An 18,551-nucleotide genomic window follows, 5' to 3' on the forward strand; every position below is an offset into this window, starting at 1 on the left:
GACGGCCCCGCCCGTCGCCCGCTCACGGTGGGGCCGCGAACCTGCGATGGACCAGAGCCGCTTCATCCGTCGTCAGGCTGTAGAGCGTCTCGATCGTCCGATCGAGATTGGAGCGAACCTCTCGGAAGCGCTCGATCGCCTCCGCCCGGACCTTCACGCTGGGATTGGCATTGAGGCGCGCACCCAGCTGCATCAGGTGTCCGACCTGGGCGACGATCGCAGCGTGCGTCCGCGCCTCGCCGGCATCTCCGAGGTCGAGCAACTTGATCGGCAGGGCGGCGAGTTCGTTCGTTCCGACATTGTTGTTGGAGCTGGTCAGCTGGAATCGCCATTGCAGCAGCCGGCTGTTCAGGCAGGCGAGGATGTATTCCGGGGACAGATCGCAGGTCGGTGCGACGACGACCGCGTTGGTCGAATCGGCGAAGTACCAGCCCGGCTCCGAGAGGGTCGCGACGATCCGATGCCGCTCGTCGACGCCGGTGATCCTCTGGGTCGCGATGCGCCGGACGCCGACGGCATCCGGCGTGATGTGGGCCTGCTCGTAGCGCGCACGGTCGAACCATTCGACGCGCCCCTGGCTCAGGGTGCGATGGATCGCGTAGGCGGAGACCTCCACGCCCTTCAGGAGCCTGCTGTGTCGGGGATCGTCCGTGATGTAGGCGCGGTAGATCGTCTGGTTGATCTCGCCGCGGGCGATCCGAATCCCCGCGATTCCGTCGAGGCGCGCGACCGAGTTCGCCTGATGCAGCTTCTTGGCCAGCTCCCATGAGGCCTGATCGGTGATCGGGATCGGCAGGCCCAGGGGATCGATGGCCGCCAGTTCGCTCCGTCGCATCGTGACGTCCCGGGAGGGATCGTCGAACGACGCCCGGGGATAGACGTGGAGGCTGATGCGCGGGTTGTGCTTGCGCCGGGACGGCGGGCGCTTGCGGCCTCCGACGACCACCGTCGACAGCTTGGCATCGTAGAAGACGCGATGCTGGCGGATGTCCTTCTGGGGAAAGGCCCGCGCGTTCAGCTCGTCGACCTGATCCAGGACCGCGAGGCGCGTCGTCTTGCAGCTGAAGTCGGCGAGCAGCGCCATGGGCACGATCATGCCCAGGGAACCGTTGTGCCTGACGAGCTGCAGGCTCTGGATCAGGAAGAACCGGAACAGGTTCAGCTTGCCGCCCTTCGCGGCGTCCAGTCGGTCCGTCCGGGCGAGGTAGGCGCGGAAGACGTCGTGGGGCCAGGAGGCTGCGCCGCGCTCCTTCTCGATGACGTCGTAGGGCGGATTGCCGATGACCGCGTCGAACCAGCCGCGGGCACGGACCTCCGGAAACGACAGCTCCCAAGAGAACGGTTTCGCCTCGGTGATCCGCAGGCCGGCCGGCAGAAGCGCGTAGGCATCCTGTCCGACGAGGCTGTTTCCGACATGGATGTTGCCGGTCAGGTCCGGAAGAAACGTCTCGTTCGGGAACAGTACCCTCTGCCGCCCCAGGGTGGATTGGGTCTCGCCCTCGAGGATCTTGAGATAGATCGACATCTCCGAGACTTCGGTGGCCTGGCGATCGATATCGACGCCGAAGATACAATCCTTGGCGATGCGCTTCTTCAGCTCGCTGGTCAGCTTCAGGTCGCCATGGGCGTCGAGATAGACGGATTTGCCGTCCCGCTTGTCCACGTTGAGATGGTAATAGTGGATATGCGCCTGAAAGAGCTTTTCCAGTGCACGGATCAGGAAGGTTCCGGACCCGCAGGCCGGATCGAGGATCCGGATGCGACGCATCTGTTCCGGCGTCTTGCCGTCGAGGAGCGGCGCCAGGGCGCCGTCGACGATGTGGGCGACGATGTGCTCGGGCGTGTAGAAGACGCCGCCCTGCTTCCGGATCTCGGGCTTCGGGGTGACGTTCCCCTGTTCGTCGATGACCGAACCGAGGAAGCGCTCGTAGACCGACCCCAGGATCTCGATCGGTAGGGTGCTGAAGAGATAGGGCGACTCGTCACCGGCCAGATGATCGATGAAATCGGCGAGCCATCGGTCATCGACCACGCAGGACTCGACGAAGTGGGCCGGCGCTCCGGCCCGTCCATAGAGCCCGCCGTTGAAGGCCGCCCGCATGTTCGCCTGGTTGCCGACGATCACGGTCCAAAGCTCGCCCTTCCGGAGTCCGTGCCGTTCCCAGAGCGCCAACGCCTGCCGGAGCGTCTGGAAGGTATCGATGTCGCGGTCCTCGCAGACCCTCTGAAAGATGAGGCGATCGAGGATCACCTGGACGGCCTCGTTGATCGACTCCACGTCCCAGTGCAGGGCTGCGTTGTGCCGGATCAGGGACTTGGCCAGCCGGGCGCGCTCGCCTTCGAGGTATTGCAGGAAATCGGTATCGACGGCCCGGTTGCGGTCCGGCTTGATCAGCCAGAGTTGCCGGTCGGTCCGGGAGGTGACCTTGGGCAGGTTCTGGATGAAGGCTTCCAGGGATCCGGCCGCGACGGCTTGCCGTGACAGCAGGTCCCAGATCTTGGGCGCCGCATCCCGGTAATCCTGGTAGCAGAGGCGCCAGCCCGGCACGACGCTGAACGGCTTCTCCCGACTCGGCTTCCCCCCGACGACGAACAGGTTCAACTCGTCGAAATTCGTCGTCAGGCCGATCCAGAGACGCAGGTTGTAAACGTAGTTCTGCAGCTGGAACCGGTGGTTCTCCAGCTTCTCGGGAAACTTCTTCGCCTCGCAGACGAAGCGATCGAAGCCGCCGATCCGGAAGACGTAATCCGCCTTGCCGTTGATGACGCCGTCATAGGCCCTGTACTCGACCCGCACGTCGCGCATGAAGGGCGGGTCGTCCTTTGTGTTCCTGACGTCCCAGCCCAGGGCCTCGAAGAACGGATCGAGGTACTCGTTCCGCAGCGAGTACTCGTCCAGCCCCTTGCGATATTCCGGACGATACTTCGCGAAGCGCTGGCACAACCGGTCCAGGACGACGAGAAACTGATCGAACTCGCGGCCTCGCTGCAGGTCCATCCGATACACTCCAACGCTTGCGCATCCATCTCGACCGCGTGCTCCGGCGTCATCCGATCGCCGGACCGGCACCGGGGCGAAGACGGACAGGCCCGGCCGCCTGCCGGGCCTGTCCGCACGGCATTGCGGAGCACCACAGCGCGGGCGCCCGCGACTCGCGTCCGAACGGACCGGGCAGACCCGAAGAGGCCGGTCTCCGACCGGGGCGGGATCGAGGTCGTTGCAGGGGCCACCTGGGGAAGGCTGCAGGGCGGGGGCGATCGAAAGCGGGAACGCTGAACATGATCCAACCTAACGTTGGTAATAAATATATTCTAGGTATTATTTTGCGATCCTGAGGCGCCGCCGAGGGCGCGAGAGGCGGGACGGAAAAACGAAAAAAGGCCGGGCTTTCGCCCGGCCTCCCATCGTCTGTGCTTGAGAAGGGTGTGCGTGCTTAGGCGACGCCGCCCGAGCGCTCGAAGCGCTTGCGCTCATTGGGGTCGAGGTAGGTCTTGCGCAGGCGGATCGACTTCGGCGTGACCTCCATCAGCTCGTCGTCCTGGATCCAGGCGAGCGAGCGCTCCAGGGTCATGCGGATCGGCGGCGTCAGGCGCACGGCCTCGTCCTTCGAGGTGGTGCGGATGTTGGTGAGCTTCTTACCCTTGAGCACGTTCACCTCGAGATCGTTCTCGCGGTTGTGCTCGCCGATGATCATGCCCTGGTAAACCTTGGCGCCGGGCTCGATCATCATCGGGCCGCGATCCTCAAGGTTCCACATGGCGTAGGCCACGGCCTCGCCCTTGTCGTTGGAGATCAGCACGCCGTTGCGGCGGCCGGGCATCTCGCCCTTGTAGGGTTCGTAGGCCTTGAACAGACGGTTCATGATCGCGGTGCCGCGCGTATCGGTCATGAGCTCACCCTGGTAGCCGATGAGGCCGCGGGTGGGCGCATGGAAGACGAGGCGCAGGCGGGAGCCGCCCGACGGCTTCATCTCGATCATCTCGGCCTTGCGCTCGGACATCTTCTGCACGACGACGCCGGAATACTCCTCGTCGACGTCGACCACGACCTCCTCGACCGGCTCGAGGACGTTGTCGTTCTCGTCCTTGGAGAGCACCACGCGGGGACGCGAGACGGCGATCTCGAAGCCCTCGCGGCGCATGGTCTCGATCAGGATGGCGAGCTGGAGTTCGCCGCGGCCCGAGACGAAGAACGAATCCTTGTCGGCCGCCTCCTCGATCTTAAGCGTGACGTTGCCCTCGGCCTCCTTGAACAGGCGGTCGCGGATCATGCGGCTCGTGACCTTATCGCCCTCGGTTCCGGCCAGCGGCGAATCATTGACGATGAAGGACATGGTGACGGTGGGCGGATCGATCGGCTGGGCCTGGATCGGGGTCTCGACCTGCGGATCGCAGAAGGTGTCGGCCACGGTGCCCTTCACGAGGCCCGCGATGGAGACGATGTCGCCGGCCTCGCCCACATCGATGGGCGCGCGCTCCAGGCCGCGGAAGGCCAGGATCTTCGAGACGCGACCGGTCTCCACGAGCTTGCCCGTGCGGTCCATGACCTTGATGGCCTGGTTCGGCTTCACGGTGCCGGACGCGATGCGGCCGGTGATGATGCGGCCGAGGAACGGGTTGGCCTCCAGCAGGGTGCCGAGCATCCGGAACGGACCCTCCTCGACCTTGGCCTGGGGCACGTGTTCGAGCACGAGGTCGAACAGCGGGGCGAGGCCCTCGCTCTGGTCGCCGTCGGGCGCCGTCGCCATCCAGCCGGCGCGGCCGGACCCGTAGAGGATCGGGAAGTCGAGCTGCTCGTCGGTGGCGTCCAAGGCCGCGAAGAGGTCGAACACCTCGTTCACCACTTCGGTGATGCGGGCGTCCGGACGGTCGACCTTGTTGATCGCCACGATCGGCTTCAGGCCGATCTTGAGGGCCTTGCCGACCACGAACTTGGTCTGGGGCATCGGGCCCTCGGCCGCGTCGACGAGCACGATCACGCCGTCGACCATCGAGAGGATGCGCTCCACCTCGCCGCCGAAATCGGCGTGACCGGGGGTGTCCACGACGTTGACGCGGGTGTCCTTCCAGACGACCGAGGTCGCCTTGGCCAGGATGGTGATGCCGCGCTCCTTCTCGAGATCGTTCGAGTCCATGGCGCGTTCCTCGACGCGCTGGTTCTCGCGGAACGATCCGGACTGCGACAGCAGCTTGTCGACGAGCGTCGTCTTGCCGTGGTCGACGTGGGCGATGATGGCGATGTTGCGAAGCTTCATAGGGTATCCGGAAGCGAGAAGAGCCCGTCACGCGACGGGCCGCAGGAATGCGGCCGGCTGCGCCGGGTCACGGGATCGAGCTATCGCGTCGCAATATAAGGTGTGAGGCTCCGGGGCAAGGGGCGACCGCCGTCGGACCAAGCATGCCCCACCCCCGTCAGGCGCGGGCGGCCTCCAGGCGCAGGGCCCGACCCCGGTAGCGGCCAAGCGTGGTGACGCATACGAACGAGATCGCCGCGAGCGTGGTGCCGAAGGCGGCGATGGGCCACCAATGGCCCTGGAAGCGCTCGGCCAGGAGGGTGCCGATGATCGGGGTCAGGCCGCCCGCGATCGCGCCGCAGACCTGGTAAGCGACGGAGATTGCCGTGTAGCGCACCCGCGTGGGGAAGGCGCCGGCCACGTAGCCGGCGATGACCGCGTAGAAGGTGGCGCTGCCGAGCACGTTGAGGGCAAGGCCGAGCATCAGGGCGGGGACGGAGCCGAGATCGACCAGGAGGAACAGGGGATAGGGCGCCAGCATCGCCCAGATCAGGGTGCCCTGGAGGAACAGGCGCTCGTTGCGAATCGCCTCGGCGATCCGCGCGCCCACCGGCGTCATCACGAACTGGACGCAGACCGCCACCAGCAGCGCGTCGAGGATCGTTGCCCGGGGCAGGCCGAGATACTGGGTCGTGTAGGTGATCATGAAGGTGTTGAAGAGGTAGACCGATCCGATCGCGAAGGTGTTGGCGCCCGCCGCCAGGGCGAGCGGCGTCAGGCTGGTGGCCAGAACCTCGCGGATCGGGGCCTGGGCCGGGGCGGCCGTCCGGCTCGCGGCGTCTCGATCCTCCTGGAAGTCGGGTGATTCGCCGACGCCGAGGCGGATGAACAGGCCGACAAAGAGCAGCACGACGCTGACGAGGAAGGGCAGGCGCCAGCCCCAGGCGAGGAAGCTCTCCCTGTCCATCAGGCCGGCGAGGCGGAAGGCCAGCAGCGACAGGATCTGCCCGGCCGGGCTGCCGAGCTGGGCGAAAGAGGCGAAGAAGGTCGAGCGCCCCTTTGGGGCATGCTCGGCGGCGAGCAGCACCGCCCCGCCCCACTCGCCGCCGACCGCGATGCCCTGCAGGATGCGCAGGACCACGAGGGCGAGGGGCGCCCAGATGCCGATGCTGGCATAGGTCGGCAGCAGACCGATGCCGGTGGTGGCCAGGCCCATCATCACCAGGGTGACCACCAGCGCCTTCTTGCGCCCGAGCCGGTCACCGACATGTCCGAAGACCAGCCCGCCGAGGGGCCGGGCGAAGAAGCCGACCGCGAAGGTGCCGAAGGCCGCCAGGGTCGCCACGAAGGGCGTCGCCTCGGCGAAGAACAGCGGCCCGAACACCAGGGCGGCGGCCGTGCCGTAGATGAAGAAGTCGTACCACTCGATCGTAGTGCCGACGAAGGCCGCGACGGCGGCCCGGGCCGGCTGGCGCGGCGCGGACTCTGGAATCGAAGGTTCGGACATGCGGTGGTCTCCCGGGCGATCGAGCGGGGCGGAGGGACGGTCCAGCAAGCCCCGGACCGCCCCGCACGCAATGGGGCACACGGTCGAGCCCGATGCCCCGCTCCAACCGATACGCGCCGGGCCCGGCCGCTACTTCGCCGCCACCGGCCGCACGGACCAGGTGGCCCAGTAGACGGGGCGGCCGAACACGCTGGACGCGTTCGCGCCGCCCGGCCCCGGCGCGAGCCGGTCGAGCCAGGTCAGGAAGCCGGCCTTGGCGCGGTAGTTCGTCGGGGTCGCGAGGTTGCCGTACCGGTCCGTCATCCAGAAATGCTGGCCGCGCCCGAAACGGCCCGACCCGTCGCCGCCCGAGCGCAGGCCGAGATAAGCGGTGGAGCGCATGATCGCCTGCGGCTCCGAGAACCAGGTCAGGCCCGCGAGCGAGCCCGGCGCGAGGTCGGCGGTGTACTGCACGCAGATGTCGGCCACGGGACCGTCCATGGTGTTGGCGGGGCGGTTGCAGCGATAGGCCGCCACCCAGCGGTCCATGTCCCGGGCCTTGGCCACCCGCACCAGGCTCTGGGCCGGCAGCGGCTCGGCGACGGTCCGGGCCGGCGACCAGACGCGGTCGGCGGTGAGATCCCGGCTGGTGCGCAGGTAGAGGCCCATTCGCCGGTTCGCCGCCGGCTCGTTGCAGTCCGAGGGCAGCACGTCGGTGTAGTAGTAGTGGTAGACTTGATCGACCACGCTGATCGCGCCGACCAGATCGGTGCGGTCGAAGCCCTGCCCGGCGCAGTTGCCGATGAGCGCCGCCCCGGTCTCGTCGAGGACGGCGCTGGGGCTCGGCGCCTCGGGCGTCCGCGACCGGCCGCGGCGGGAGCGTGCTTCCGGACGGTCCCCGCCGAACGGCGTCCAGACCGTGCCCGCCTCCGTGCGGCCGCGGATGTCGAAGCTGGCGAAGTCCAGCGTGCGGGCCTGGAGCAGCGCGTGCCGGTTGCCGGCCTCGGTGGGCACCGCCGCGAGGAAGAACACGTAGCTGTAGGCATCCCCGCCCCAGGCGCGCCCCGCCACCGTCATCGGATGCCGGGCCGCGATGCCCTCGCCGGCCGGCTCGGGCGCCGGGGCCGGTGCGGGTTCGGCCCGGCGACGGCCGCGGCGGCGTCCGCGCTCCTGGGCGCCGGCGCCCTCCTGGCTGCGGGCGACTTCGCGGGCCATTTCCCACAGGCGCCCCTGGGTCGGCGGCATCGTGGTGGCGAGTTGCTCCGGCATCGCCCCGGAGCGGACCGAGCCGCCGTCGAGGGGGTCGGTGGCACGGCGCGGCGCGCAGGCCCCGTCCGCAGCGCCGCGCCGGGATTTCTTGGCGATCAGGGGCGTCTCGGCCTGGTACACGGCCTGGAGCGGTCCGGTGCCGGGCGTCGTGCGGATCACCTGCACGCCGCTGGCGGATTCACAGGCCGGGGGCGCGAAGAACACCCCTTCGGCCTCGCTCCCCCGGCAGATCTCCAGGGTGCCGCCGCCGGTGACGTAGCAACTCGTATCGGTGGTCTGCGCGCCGGCAGGGCTTGCCGCGAACCCCAGGAGAAGCGGCAGAAACGCCGACGGGACGACCCGCGGGCGAGCCGGCTGACGGGGAACGCCGGAGGGCGCAGCGAGGGGGAAGGTCCGCGGATGTGTCACGGTGGAGAGGGTTAGCGTAGCCCCGCGGTTCGACAAGGCTTCGCCGGGGCGCCATCCACACCGTCGGTCCTCACATTTCCGCGCAGGGTCGCCGGGTCAGCCAGCGTCCCGGGCCTCCGTCCCGCACCACTCGGCGATGAACAGGGCCATCGCGGTGGTGATCCGCTGCACGGAGGCGAGGCTGACGCGCTCGTCGAAGCCGTGGATGTTCTGGCTGATCGGGCCGTAGCAGAGCGCCGGCACCCGGTCGTAGAGGGCGTAGACCCGGGTATCGAGATAGCTCGGCGACATGAAGCTCTGTAGGTCCGCGCCGGTTGCGGTCCGGTGTGCCCGGCCGAGCGCCGCCTCGGCCTCCGATCCCTCCGCCAGGGCGTAGCCCTCGGCGAAGAAGCCGTCGAAGCTGACGCGGGGCGGCGTGTTCGACAGGAAGGCGTCGTCCCGGGCGAAATCGCCGATCGCCTGCTCCACCGCGCGGGCGGCCTCCGCCGCCGAAACGCCCGGATAGAGGGCGATGCGGCAGTCGATCCGGCACCAGGCCGGCACCGAGGAGGCCCAGTCGCCGCCCGCGATCCGGCCGACATTGAGGTTGATGGCGTCGGGCTGGTCGGCGAAGTGGGGATGGGCCGCCTTCTCGGCGTTCCAGCGCGCCTCGAGGGCCCGCAGGGCGCCGATCACCCGATAGGTGGCGTCGATGGCGTTGGCGCCGGCGCCCATCTCGCGGACATGGACCGGACGGCCGCGGACCTCGACGGTGAACCACAGCACCCCGACATTGGCGCGCACGAGTTTCTCGTCTTCGGGCTCGGGGACCAGCACGGCATCGGCGCGGTAGCCGCGCAGATGGGTCATCAGGGCGCCGTTGCCGGTGGATTCCTCCTCGACCACGGATTGCAGGGTGACGGTGGCCGCGGGCTGAAGGCCGATCCGGGCCAGCGCGTCGAGAGCGAACAGGTTGGCGGCGTGGCCCGCCTTCATGTCGGCCGCCCCCCTGCCGTACATCCAGTCGCCGTCAATGACGGGCTCGAAGGGCGGATGGGTCCAGAGATCCGCGGGGCCGGGCGGTACCACGTCGACATGGGCCTGGAGGATCAGCGAGCGCCCGGTCTCGGCCCGCGGCCGATGGATGCCCACGACGAGGGGCGCCTGCGAATGCGCCTCCGACATCGCCGCCCCGCCCGGATGGGCGGCAAGGGCGGCCCCGTCCATGGTGAAGCGGTCGATGGCATAGCCGCGGGCGCGGAAGGCCCGGAAGACGAAATCCTGGATCGCGTGCTCCGCGCCCCGCGTCGACCCGAACCGCACCAGGGCCTGGGTGTGGGCGACCTGCTCGGGAAATCCTGCCGCGACGGCCTCGGCGATGCGGGCGGCAAGGGCGGGATCGAGGGGCATCGGCGCTCCGGCGCTGGCGAGGGGTGCGGCCAGGATAGCGGTGCCGGCCGGTTCAGGCGAGCAGCGCCGCCGCCAGCGCCACGGGCAGGGCAAGCAGCGCCGCCGGGCGGATCCAGGCCGGGCGGTAGGACACCAGCCCGACCACCAGGAGCGCCGCGCCGGTGAGCGAGCCGATCCACTGCACAGGGCCGAAATTCCAGTCCGAGGTGACCACGGCGGCCGCGAAGGAGGCCGCGATGGCGGCCCAGCCGGCGAGCCGCAGCGCCCCGGCGCGGGTCCGCGTCTGGCTGCGCCCGGCGATGGCCCGGTGGTGGCGGTCCATGGCGAGGCAGAGGGCCGCCAGCCCGGCGAAGCTGAGGGCGAGGTTGAGGGCGATGGAGAGCGGCGTCATGCTTCGGCGAAACCTTCGGGCACCCGGGCCGGACCGGGGCGTGCGGCCTGCCGGCGCGCCTCGTAGTCGGAAACCTTGCGCGCCCCGAGGGCCAGGGCGAGGCCCAGCCCCAGCATGGCGGCGTCGAAGGCCAGGAAATCCAGGCCGCGATCCGTGGTCAGCGCGCCGACCACCGGCACGGCGCCGAACAGGAAGCCGGCGGCGAGGCCCAGCTCGGTCCAGGCCCTGCGGTGCGGGCGAAGCAGGGACACGAAGGCAGCCAGCGCCCAGGCGCCGAAGAAGACGCTTCCCTCCCAGGTCGCCCGGTGGGCGAGGTCGACGGGCAGCAGCCGGTTGCCGAGGAGAAACGCCGCCATGCCGATGGGCAGGCCGAGGATCGTCCCGAGGTTGAGGCCGCGCACCAGGCGCAGGCCGAAGCCCGGCGCCTCGCCCGCCTTCGGCGCCCGGGCGACGGTCCAGAGGACGAGGCCCGTGGCGATGGTGGCCGAGCCGAGCAGGCCGCAGAGGAAGAACAGTGCCCGCAGGGCCGTGCTGGCGAAATGCGCCTCGTGCAGGCCCATGAAGCTGGTGAAGACCTGGGCGGCCGGCTTCAAGGGCTCGACCCGCTCGACGACGGTCCCGGAGGTGGCGTCGAAGGCGATCTGCGGATGCTGGTGGGCGAGGCCGTGGGGCTCCTCGAAGACGGCGACCACGGTGGCGTTGGCATCGCCCGGATTGTTGACGATGACCATCTCGAGGGGTTCCGACACCTCGCCCTGAGCCCGGGCCAGCAGCGGCGCCAGCGGCACGGCCTCGCCGGGTCGGCCGGCGGCCGGGCGCCAGGTCGTGGTCTGGGCCGCCTCGACGTAGAAGCGCAGGTCGTCGCCCTTGTAGGCCGCCGTCACGCCCCAGGGCATGTACATCACGCCGAGGGTCACGATCCCCGTATAGGTGATCATCAGGTGGAACGGCAGGGCTAGGACGCCGGTGACGTTGTGGGCGTCGAGCCAGCCGCGCTGGGCCGACTTGTCCCGCCGGAAGGTGAAGAAATCGGCGAAGATGCGTCGATGCGTGACGATGCCGGAGATCAGGGCGATGAGAAGAATCATCGCCGCGGCGCCGACGATCCAGCGGCCGAGGACCGGCATCATCTGGAGCTCGTAATGAAAGCGATAGAAGAAGTCGCCGCCCTGGGTGTCGCGTGCCTTGGTGGGCGCGCCGGTCTCGACGTCGAGCATGGCCTGCCCGAGGGAAGCCTCCAGGCTGTCCATCCAGTAGACGGCGATCATCGGCCGGTCCGGCTGCGGCACGGAGACGTACCAGGCCATGGCCTTCGGCGCATGGGCCTTCAGGTAGGCAACGCCGCGCTCGGCGGCCGGAACCGGATCGGAGGGACCGGCGTGCAACTCCGGGCGCATCCAGAGCGAGAGGTCTGCGCGGTAATAGGTGGCGGTGCCGGTGACGAACACGGCGAACATCACCCACCCGGTGACGAGCCCGGCCCAGGTGTGGAGCCAGGCCATAGACTGGCGAAATCCCTGTCTCATGCGGGCGGTCCCATCGCGACGCCGTCGAGGGCCAGCCAGAGGCCGAGGCCCACCAGCGCGATCGGAAGCCCGAGGCCCAGAGCGGCGCGCAGCAGGGTCCGGGCGGTGAAGACCCAGATCACGGCGCCGGCCAGGATGGCGAAGCTGATCAGGGTCGCGGTGGCCACCGCCTCGGAGCGCACCATCGGCAGGGTCAGCGACAGGAACGCCGTCGCGAGCCCGGCCAGGGCGTATCCGCCGAAGGCCGCCAGCCCCACGCGTGCCGCCACCGCGGAGCGGTAGCGCCAGCCACGTCGCAAGCGGGCCCTGTCGAGGGGACCGGAAATCTCCGTCACGGGCAAACCCTTCGAGACTTACACGGGCGACACCGGTGCGGAGACAGGCCCCGCAACGGCAGGCAAGATCGGCAATCCCGGCCGGGACAAAGCGCCGGCCGAGTCCCCAACGCGTGAGGATCACCCCCGCTATAGCGATCCTGGTCTTGGGCTCGCAAACCCTATGTTATGGAATCATTCCAATTCGACTTTGGGATGCTGCGTCGCGCCTGCGGCAACGTCGCGGTTCGCGCGCCGGCGCGACGGCGCGCAGGACGGTGGCGGCGCGCGGAATTCGTGTTGACGGGCCGCAGGTCGCGCCCTGTGCAACCGGACCGCGGGTTAGGATAAGGTGACGGCCAGCGTCCGCTTCCCGCCCACACCGCCCGAGAACAAGACACCCGATCGTGACCGCAAGCTCCCCCCGTCCCCCGATCCGCTTCCGCGGCCGCTCGTTCATGGCCCTGGTGCTCGCCCCGGTGCTGCCCGTCTCGGACTGGCTCGACGAGCTCGACGCGCTGGCCCGGCGCTCGCCGGCCTTCTTCGTGGGTCGCCCCGTCATCCTCGACGTGGCCGGGCTCGGGCTCGAGCGGGAGGCCCTCGTCGCCCTGGTGGCCGACCTCGCCGCCCGCGACGTGGCCGTGATGGGCATCGAGGGGGCCGATCCGGGCCAGCTCGGGGCCGGCCTGCCCCCGCCCCCGGCGGGCGGGCGCCCGGTCGATGCGGTCCCGACCCCGGAAGCGACGGCGGATGCCGCGCCGGTCGTGCCGTCCGCGCCGGCTCCGTTCCGCTCGCTGATCCTCGATGCGCCCGTGCGCTCCGGGCAGACGATCCTGCACCTGGAGGGCGACATCACCGTGATGGGCTCTGTGGCCTCCGGGGCCGAGGTGATCGCGGGCGGCTCGCTCCACGTCTACGGCGCCCTGCGCGGCCGGGCGATCGCGGGGGCGGCCGGCAACCCGGAGGCGCGCATCACCTGCCGCCGGTTCGAGCCGGAACTCATCGCCATTGACGGGCTCTACCGCACCGCCGACGACCTCGGCCCGGTCCAGCGCGGGTTGCCCGCCCAGGTCCGTCTCGAGGGCGACGCCATCAAGGTGGCCGGTCTGGACTAGGCCCTACCGGCCCGTCCAGGCCGGGGGACGCTTGGCGAGGAACGCCTCCATGCCCTCGCGGAAATCCGCGCTGGTGTAGCAGAGGCGGATCAGGTCGTCGCCGGGACGCTCGTCGCCCGCATCGTCCGCGTCCTGAAGGCGGCGCAGGCCCTCCTTGGTCGCCCGCAGGGTGAGCGGCGCGTGACCGGCCACCAGGGTCGCAAGCTCCGTGGCGCGGGCCGCCAGGGCCTCGGCATCGACCACGACCTCGCCGACGAGCCCGATGGCCAGGGCCTCCTCGGCCCCGACGAGGCGGGCGGTGAAGATCATGTCCTTGACCCGCGCCGGCCCGATCAGGGCGGAGAGCCGCCGCAGGTTGCCCAGCGAGAGGCAGTTGCCCAGGGTCCGGGCGATGGGAAAGCCCAGGCGGGCGTCGCGGGTGGCCAGCCGCAGGTCGCAGGCCGCCGCGATGGCAGCGCCTCCGCCCGTGCAGGCGCCGGCGATCGCCGCGATGGTGGGCACGGACAGGCGCTCCAGCGCGCCCATCACCCGGTCCATGAAGCGCTCGTAGTCGATCGCGTCCTGCGCGCTCGCGAAGCTCCGGAACTGGGCGATGTCGGTGCCGGCCGCGAAGGCCTTCTCGCCCGCACCCGTGATGACCAGGGCCTTGACGCTCCCGTCCGCCTCGAGGCGCGCACAGGCGTCGATCAGGCCCTGGTACATCCCGAAGGTGAGCGCGTTGCGCGCCTGCGGCCGGTTGAGGGTGAGACGCGCGATGCCGCCCTCGACCGTGAAGAGGAGTTCGTCGATCTGGGTCATGCGGGGTCCCTGGGCGCCGGGCGCGGATGCGTGCCCCTTCCTCTCGCCCATCGGGGCCGGGCGGAGCAAGCGGCCGGCCCCCTTCCCGCCTCAGAACACGGACGGCACGAACATCCCGGGCGGCACCGGGTGGCGGGTGTAGTCGTCGTGGCGCTCGCGGTCCGGCAGGTGCACGGGCGGATGCGCGACGTCGCCGTAGGGGATCTGCGTCAGGAGGTGGCTGATGCAGTTGAGGCGGGCGCGCTTCTTGTCGACCGCCTCGACCACCCACCAGGGCGCCTCGGGGATGTGCGTCCGGGCCAGCATGTCCTCCTTCGCCTTGGTGTAGTCCTCCCAGCGGCGGCGGGACTGCACGTCCATCGGCGAGAGCTTCCACTGCTTCAGCGGATCGTGGATGCGCATCTGGAAGCGGAAGGCCTGCTCCTCGTCGGTGATCGAGAACCAGTACTTGAGCACGCTGATCCCGGAGCGGGTCAGCATGCGCTCAAATTCGGGTACGGAGCGGAAGAATTCCTCCACCTCGTCGGGCGAGCAGAACCCCATCACGCGCTCGACGCCGGCGCGGTTGTACCAGGAGCGGTCGAACAGCACGATCTCGCCGCCGGCCGGCAGGTGGGCGACGTAACGCTGAAAGTACCACTGGGTGCGCTCGCGCTCGTTCGGGGCGGGCAGCGCCGTGACGCGGCAGACGCGCGGGTTGAGCCGTTGGGTGATGCGCTTGATCACGCCGCCCTTGCCGGCGGAGTCGCGGCCCTCGAAGATCACCACGACGCGCAGCTTGTGGGCCTGGACCCAGTCCTGCAGGCGCACCAGCTCGTGCTGCAGGCGGAACAGCTCGCGGAAATAGACCTTGCGGTCGAGGCCGGGCGGACGGGCGGGCTGCCCGAGTCCGTCGGCCAGGCGCTCGAGGCGCTCGTCCTCCATCTCGAGCTCGAGTTCCTCGTCGAAATCGTCGGCGACCTCTCGGCGGATCGCCTCGATCTGCGCTGCCCGCTGTCCGCCGTCCATGTGGAAGCCCCGTCCCCGCCGAATTGCCGGCCGCGCTTAGACCACGGCATCATGACAGACTTGATACGACGTGAGGGGCCGGCGACGGTCCGAGGGAACGGGGACCGCACATCGCGGGTTGAACGACAAGCTGCGCCATTTCGCGGGCCGCGAGCCCGGCTCGCCCGGCGCCCCACACATCTAGAGGGTCCACCCATGAGCCTGATCGGACGCATCGTCACCAAGCTCCTCGGCAACGAGGATCGTCCCGTGGTCCGCGACGACCGCAACTACGATTCCGGCACGCCGCTCGGCCGCCTGGTGACCAAGATCCTGCGGAAGTAAGAGCGCTCTCCGGGCGGCCGAGGCCGCCCGGTTTCCAAAGCCCTGGGCGGCTGAGTCCGCCCGGCTCCGGACTGTGCTCGCGGCTCAGGCCGCCCGGCGCTTGGCCTTCTTCTCGCGTCCCTGGCCCGGCGCACGCTGGCCGGCCCGGGTCCGGTCGAGCACGAATTTCGCGTAATCGTCCATGTCGCCCGCAAAGGGCTTGACCGTGTTGTCGGCCGCCAGCCACAGTCGATCCGCCACCAGCTCCATCAGCGAGCGGTCGTGGGTGATGAGGATGACCGCCCCGCCGTAATCGTTCAGCGCGTCGAGGAGCGCCCTCCGGCTGTCGATGTCGAGATGGTTGGTCGGTTCGTCGAGGATGAGCAGGTGCGGCGCCTGCATCGCCACGAGGTTGAGCAGCAGGCGCGCCCGCTCGCCGCCCGAGAGCGCGTCCACCGTCGTCTCCTGCTTGTCGAAGGCAAGGCCGAAGCTTGCGAGCTTGGCGCGCCGGGCCGACTCGCTGTCGTCGGGGCGCTCGCGCCGGATGATCGCGAGCGGCGTGTCCTTCGGGTCGAGGGCCTCGATCTGGTGCTGGTGGAACCAGCCGACCTGCACGCGCCCTTCCCGCACCATGCGCCCGTCCCGCACCGCGAGGGCGCCCGCCGCCATCTTGGCGAAGGTCGACTTGCCCGCGCCGTTGACCCCCAGCAATCCGATGCGGTCGTCGACGTCGAGGGTCAGGTTGAGGTCGCGCAGCACCGGCGCGTCGTCGCCATACGCGATGGTGGCGTCGGTGAGGTGCATCAGGGGCGGAGCCAGCGGCCGCTTCGGCGAGGGCAGGTGGAACGGTGCCACGTGCTCCTCGATGGTGGTGGCGATCGGCTCCAGCTTGGCGAGGCGCTTGACGCGGGACTGCGCCTGGGCGGCCTTCGAGGCCTTCGCCTTGAAACGATCGATGAAGCTCTGCAGGTGCGCGCGCTCCGCCTCCTGCTTCTGCTTGGTCGAGGCCTGGAGACGGGCCTTCTCGGCCCGGCGCTTCTCGAAGTCGTCGTAGCCGCCGGTGTAGAGTTCGAGCTTGCCGCCGGCCACGTGCAGGATCGCGTCCACCGAGTTGTTCAGGAGCTCGCGGTCGTGGCTGATGATCAGGGCCGAGTGCGGGTAGCGCTTCAGGCGCGCCTCCAGCCAGAGGGCGCCCTCGAGATCGAGGTAGTTGGTGGGCTCGTCGAGGAGCAGCATGTCCGGCTCGGCGAAGAGCGCGGCGGCCAGGGCCACGCGCATGCGCCAGCCGCCGGAGAATTCCGCCATCGGCCGGGTGAGGTCCTCCACGGAGAAGCCGAGGCCGGCGAGGATCTCGCCGGCGCGCGCCGGGGCCCGGTCGGCGTCGATCTCGATGAGGCGGGCATAGATCTCGCCCAGGCGCTCGGGCGCGGCGGTCTCGAGCTCGGCGTTCAGGGCCTCGCGCTCCACGTCGGCGGCCAGGATCGTATCGATCAGGCTGACGGGGGTCGCGGGGTGTTCCTGATCGACGGAGGCGACGCGGGCGGTCTTCGGCAGCAGGATGGCGCCCCCGTCCGGCTGCAGTTCACCCAGGATGATCTTGAAGAGCGTCGACTTGCCGACGCCGTTGCGGCCGACGAGCCCGACCTTGGCGCCGGGCGGCACCGCGACGCTGGCGCGATCGAAGAAGCGCCGGCCCCAGGCGCTGAAGGTGAGGTCGTCGATCTGAATCATGCGGGGGGCTCGTCGGGGGCGGGGGCACCGGACGGACCCGGACGCGGGCCGGACCCTATCGCACCGCACCATCCGGCGCGAGGGGTGCGGCACGCAACCAGCCCCCTCGCCCCACGCGCCTCGGGTCGTGCCCGGGCGGGAAACGACCCGGGCGCCGGCCTATTGCGCGGCCACCACCGAGGCCTTCACCAGCGGCGCCACGGGCACGCTCTTGCGCCAGAACGTGCCGGTGCGGCCGGTCTCGTAGCCGGTCTCGTACAGGCTGCGCATGTAGCCGGTGTCGAAGCCGCGGGCCGTGGAGGTGTTGGGCGCGGATTCGTCGATGTAGGCGAGGTTGAAGCCGATGCCGTTGTTGCGGGTGAAGGCATAGGTCGAGGCCAGGGTGGCGCGGCTGCGGGCTCGGCTCGCCGTGGTGAACGCGCGCTCGACGATGGAGAGCGTGTTGTTCTGGGCGAGGTCGAATTCCGGCTCCAGGCGCCCGTTGATGATGACGTAGATGTCCGACTTGGCGCCCGCCTTGAACCGGCCGTCGCGCAGCAGGAACGATTGCGGGAGGGTGAAGACCGGCGTCACCACGGAGCCGTCGACATGCATCTCCTGGAAGGTGCGCTGCGCCGCCTGGACGTCGATGAGCTGCGGCGGGAACACCGCCGGGATGCTGGCCGATGCGGTGAGCACGTCGGTGAAGAGGTCGAGGGCGGCGGGGCCGCCGCTGGTGGCGATGGCACCCATGTTCCAGATCACGGCGCGCTGGGCATCGAGGTTCGTCGTCACCACGAGGAGGCGACGGCCCTTGGCATGCTGGGCGGCGACCGCCGCCAGGAGGTCCGGCGTCACGTAGCGCCGCACGAGGTCCCGCAGGCGCCCGTCCCCGAACAGGCCCGAGCCGAACAGCACGTTGGCAAAGCTCGGCGACTGGACCAGAGTCGAGGCGACGCCACTGGTGTAGATGTCCTTCAGGATGGCGTCGTATTCCGGCCCGACGAAGGCGAAGGGCGCGATCAGGGCACCGGTGGAGACGCCGGAGACCAGGGAGAATTCCGGGCGCTTGCCGGACTCGGTCCAGCCGTTCAGCAGGCCGGCGCCGTAGGCCCCGTCGCCACCACCGCCGGACAGGGCGAGGTAGGCGAACGGAACCCTGCTGTTCTGGGGGCGCGCCGACATCTCGGTGAAGGTCTTCTCCGAGGCATCCGCATAGGCGCGGACGTTCGGATCGAGCCCTGGCAGGACCGCGCCGGCCGCCTCGCTCGCCGTGTAGGGCGTGCGCGGCGTGCTGCCACAGGCCGCGACTTGGCCCGCAACGAGCAGGGCCAGGAACCCCCGGGTCCAACGGCGACGACGCAGGTTCGACATGTCCACAGCCAAGTCCACAGCTTCAATCCCGGAGCCCGACCCCGGCACGACCCTAGCACGGAAAATGAGCTTGGCCGTTGCCGTGTTCCGGCTACGCTTCGCGACGCTGGACCGGTGTGGCATTCGGGCAGCAGCCGCGCGATCCCACGGGATCGTGCGGAAGCATGTCGACGGCCGGAGCCTCCGCGGCCCGGCCCGACATCAAATGAACTTCCTGCGCACACGT

Annotated in this window: 14 protein-coding genes; 2 read left to right on the forward strand and 12 right to left on the reverse strand. The window is 69.8% G+C overall.

All coding sequences use genetic code 11. From position 1 onward, the window contains the following. Positions 1 to 22 precede the first annotated feature (22 nt). The 8 genes from ASG51_RS17990 to ASG51_RS18025 form a co-directional block, all read right to left on the reverse strand. A complete protein-coding gene (locus tag ASG51_RS17990; protein WP_056382246.1) occupies positions 23 to 2,998 on the reverse strand; it encodes an N-6 DNA methylase in 2,976 nt (991 codons plus the stop codon). Positions 2,999 to 3,434: 436 nt separating this feature from the next. Then, the gene (gene typA / locus ASG51_RS17995; protein WP_056212074.1) at positions 3,435 to 5,255 is read right to left on the reverse strand and encodes a translational GTPase TypA; all 1,821 of its coding nucleotides are present in this window, start codon (positions 5,253 to 5,255) and stop codon (positions 3,435 to 3,437) included. Positions 5,256 to 5,412: 157 nt separating this feature from the next. Continuing rightward, complete coding sequence (locus ASG51_RS18000; protein WP_056382248.1) at positions 5,413 to 6,741, reverse strand: MFS transporter; 1,329 nt, start codon at positions 6,739 to 6,741, stop codon at positions 5,413 to 5,415. Positions 6,742 to 6,870: 129 nt separating this feature from the next. Further along, positions 6,871 to 8,397, reverse strand: a complete 1,527-nt coding sequence (locus tag ASG51_RS18005; RefSeq protein ID WP_082501483.1) for a hypothetical protein — start codon at positions 8,395 to 8,397, stop codon at positions 6,871 to 6,873. A gap of 96 nt (positions 8,398 to 8,493) precedes the next feature. After that, positions 8,494 to 9,786 (reverse strand): ArgE/DapE family deacylase, encoded by a 1,293-nt coding sequence (locus tag ASG51_RS18010; protein ID WP_056382250.1) that lies wholly within the window; start codon positions 9,784 to 9,786, stop codon positions 8,494 to 8,496. 52 nt (positions 9,787 to 9,838) lie between these two features. Next, positions 9,839 to 10,177, reverse strand: a complete 339-nt coding sequence (locus ASG51_RS18015) for a DUF3325 domain-containing protein (protein ID WP_056212070.1) — start codon at positions 10,175 to 10,177, stop codon at positions 9,839 to 9,841. Beyond that, positions 10,174 to 11,703 carry a PepSY-associated TM helix domain-containing protein gene (locus ASG51_RS18020; protein WP_056382252.1) on the reverse strand — a complete coding sequence of 510 codons (1,530 nt, stop codon included), beginning with the start codon at positions 11,701 to 11,703 and terminating at the stop codon, positions 10,174 to 10,176. The genes ASG51_RS18015 and ASG51_RS18020 overlap by 4 nt, the downstream gene beginning before the upstream one ends. Beyond that, positions 11,700 to 12,029, reverse strand: a complete 330-nt coding sequence (locus ASG51_RS18025; RefSeq protein ID WP_244480194.1) for an iron transporter — start codon at positions 12,027 to 12,029, stop codon at positions 11,700 to 11,702. The genes ASG51_RS18020 and ASG51_RS18025 overlap by 4 nt, the downstream gene beginning before the upstream one ends. Positions 12,030 to 12,475: 446 nt before the next feature. Here ASG51_RS18025 and minC point away from each other — a divergent pair, with 446 nt between their 5' ends. Next, a complete protein-coding gene (gene minC, locus ASG51_RS18030; RefSeq protein ID WP_056382254.1) occupies positions 12,476 to 13,132 on the forward strand; it encodes a septum site-determining protein MinC in 657 nt (218 codons plus the stop codon). A 3-nt stretch (positions 13,133 to 13,135) separates the two neighbouring features. Here minC and ASG51_RS18035 read toward each other — a convergent pair whose 3' ends face one another. Then, the gene (locus tag ASG51_RS18035; RefSeq protein ID WP_056382256.1) at positions 13,136 to 13,930 is read right to left on the reverse strand and encodes an enoyl-CoA hydratase/isomerase family protein; all 795 of its coding nucleotides are present in this window, start codon (positions 13,928 to 13,930) and stop codon (positions 13,136 to 13,138) included. A gap of 90 nt (positions 13,931 to 14,020) precedes the next feature. Continuing rightward, complete coding sequence (gene ppk2, locus ASG51_RS18040; RefSeq protein WP_056382257.1) at positions 14,021 to 14,938, reverse strand: polyphosphate kinase 2; 918 nt, start codon at positions 14,936 to 14,938, stop codon at positions 14,021 to 14,023. A 195-nt stretch (positions 14,939 to 15,133) separates the two neighbouring features. Between ppk2 and ASG51_RS18045 the strand changes: the two genes are divergently transcribed. Then, on the forward strand, positions 15,134 to 15,262 hold the full coding sequence (locus ASG51_RS18045; protein ID WP_055945825.1) for a hypothetical protein: 129 nt from the start codon (positions 15,134 to 15,136) through the stop codon (positions 15,260 to 15,262). An 84-nt stretch (positions 15,263 to 15,346) separates the two neighbouring features. On the opposite strand, the gene ASG51_RS18050 is transcribed toward ASG51_RS18045, so the two are convergent. Together ASG51_RS18050 and ASG51_RS18055 are read right to left on the reverse strand one after the other, a co-directional pair. After that, the gene (locus tag ASG51_RS18050) at positions 15,347 to 16,972 is read right to left on the reverse strand and encodes an ABC-F family ATP-binding cassette domain-containing protein (RefSeq protein ID WP_056277513.1); all 1,626 of its coding nucleotides are present in this window, start codon (positions 16,970 to 16,972) and stop codon (positions 15,347 to 15,349) included. A 159-nt stretch (positions 16,973 to 17,131) separates the two neighbouring features. Continuing rightward, positions 17,132 to 18,325 carry a patatin-like phospholipase family protein gene (locus ASG51_RS18055; RefSeq protein ID WP_056382260.1) on the reverse strand — a complete coding sequence of 398 codons (1,194 nt, stop codon included), beginning with the start codon at positions 18,323 to 18,325 and terminating at the stop codon, positions 17,132 to 17,134. Between the last annotated feature and the right edge of the window lie 226 nt (positions 18,326 to 18,551).

The organism is Methylobacterium sp. Leaf465 (genome assembly GCF_001424705.1).
GTDB lineage: Bacteria > Pseudomonadota > Alphaproteobacteria > Rhizobiales > Beijerinckiaceae > Methylobacterium.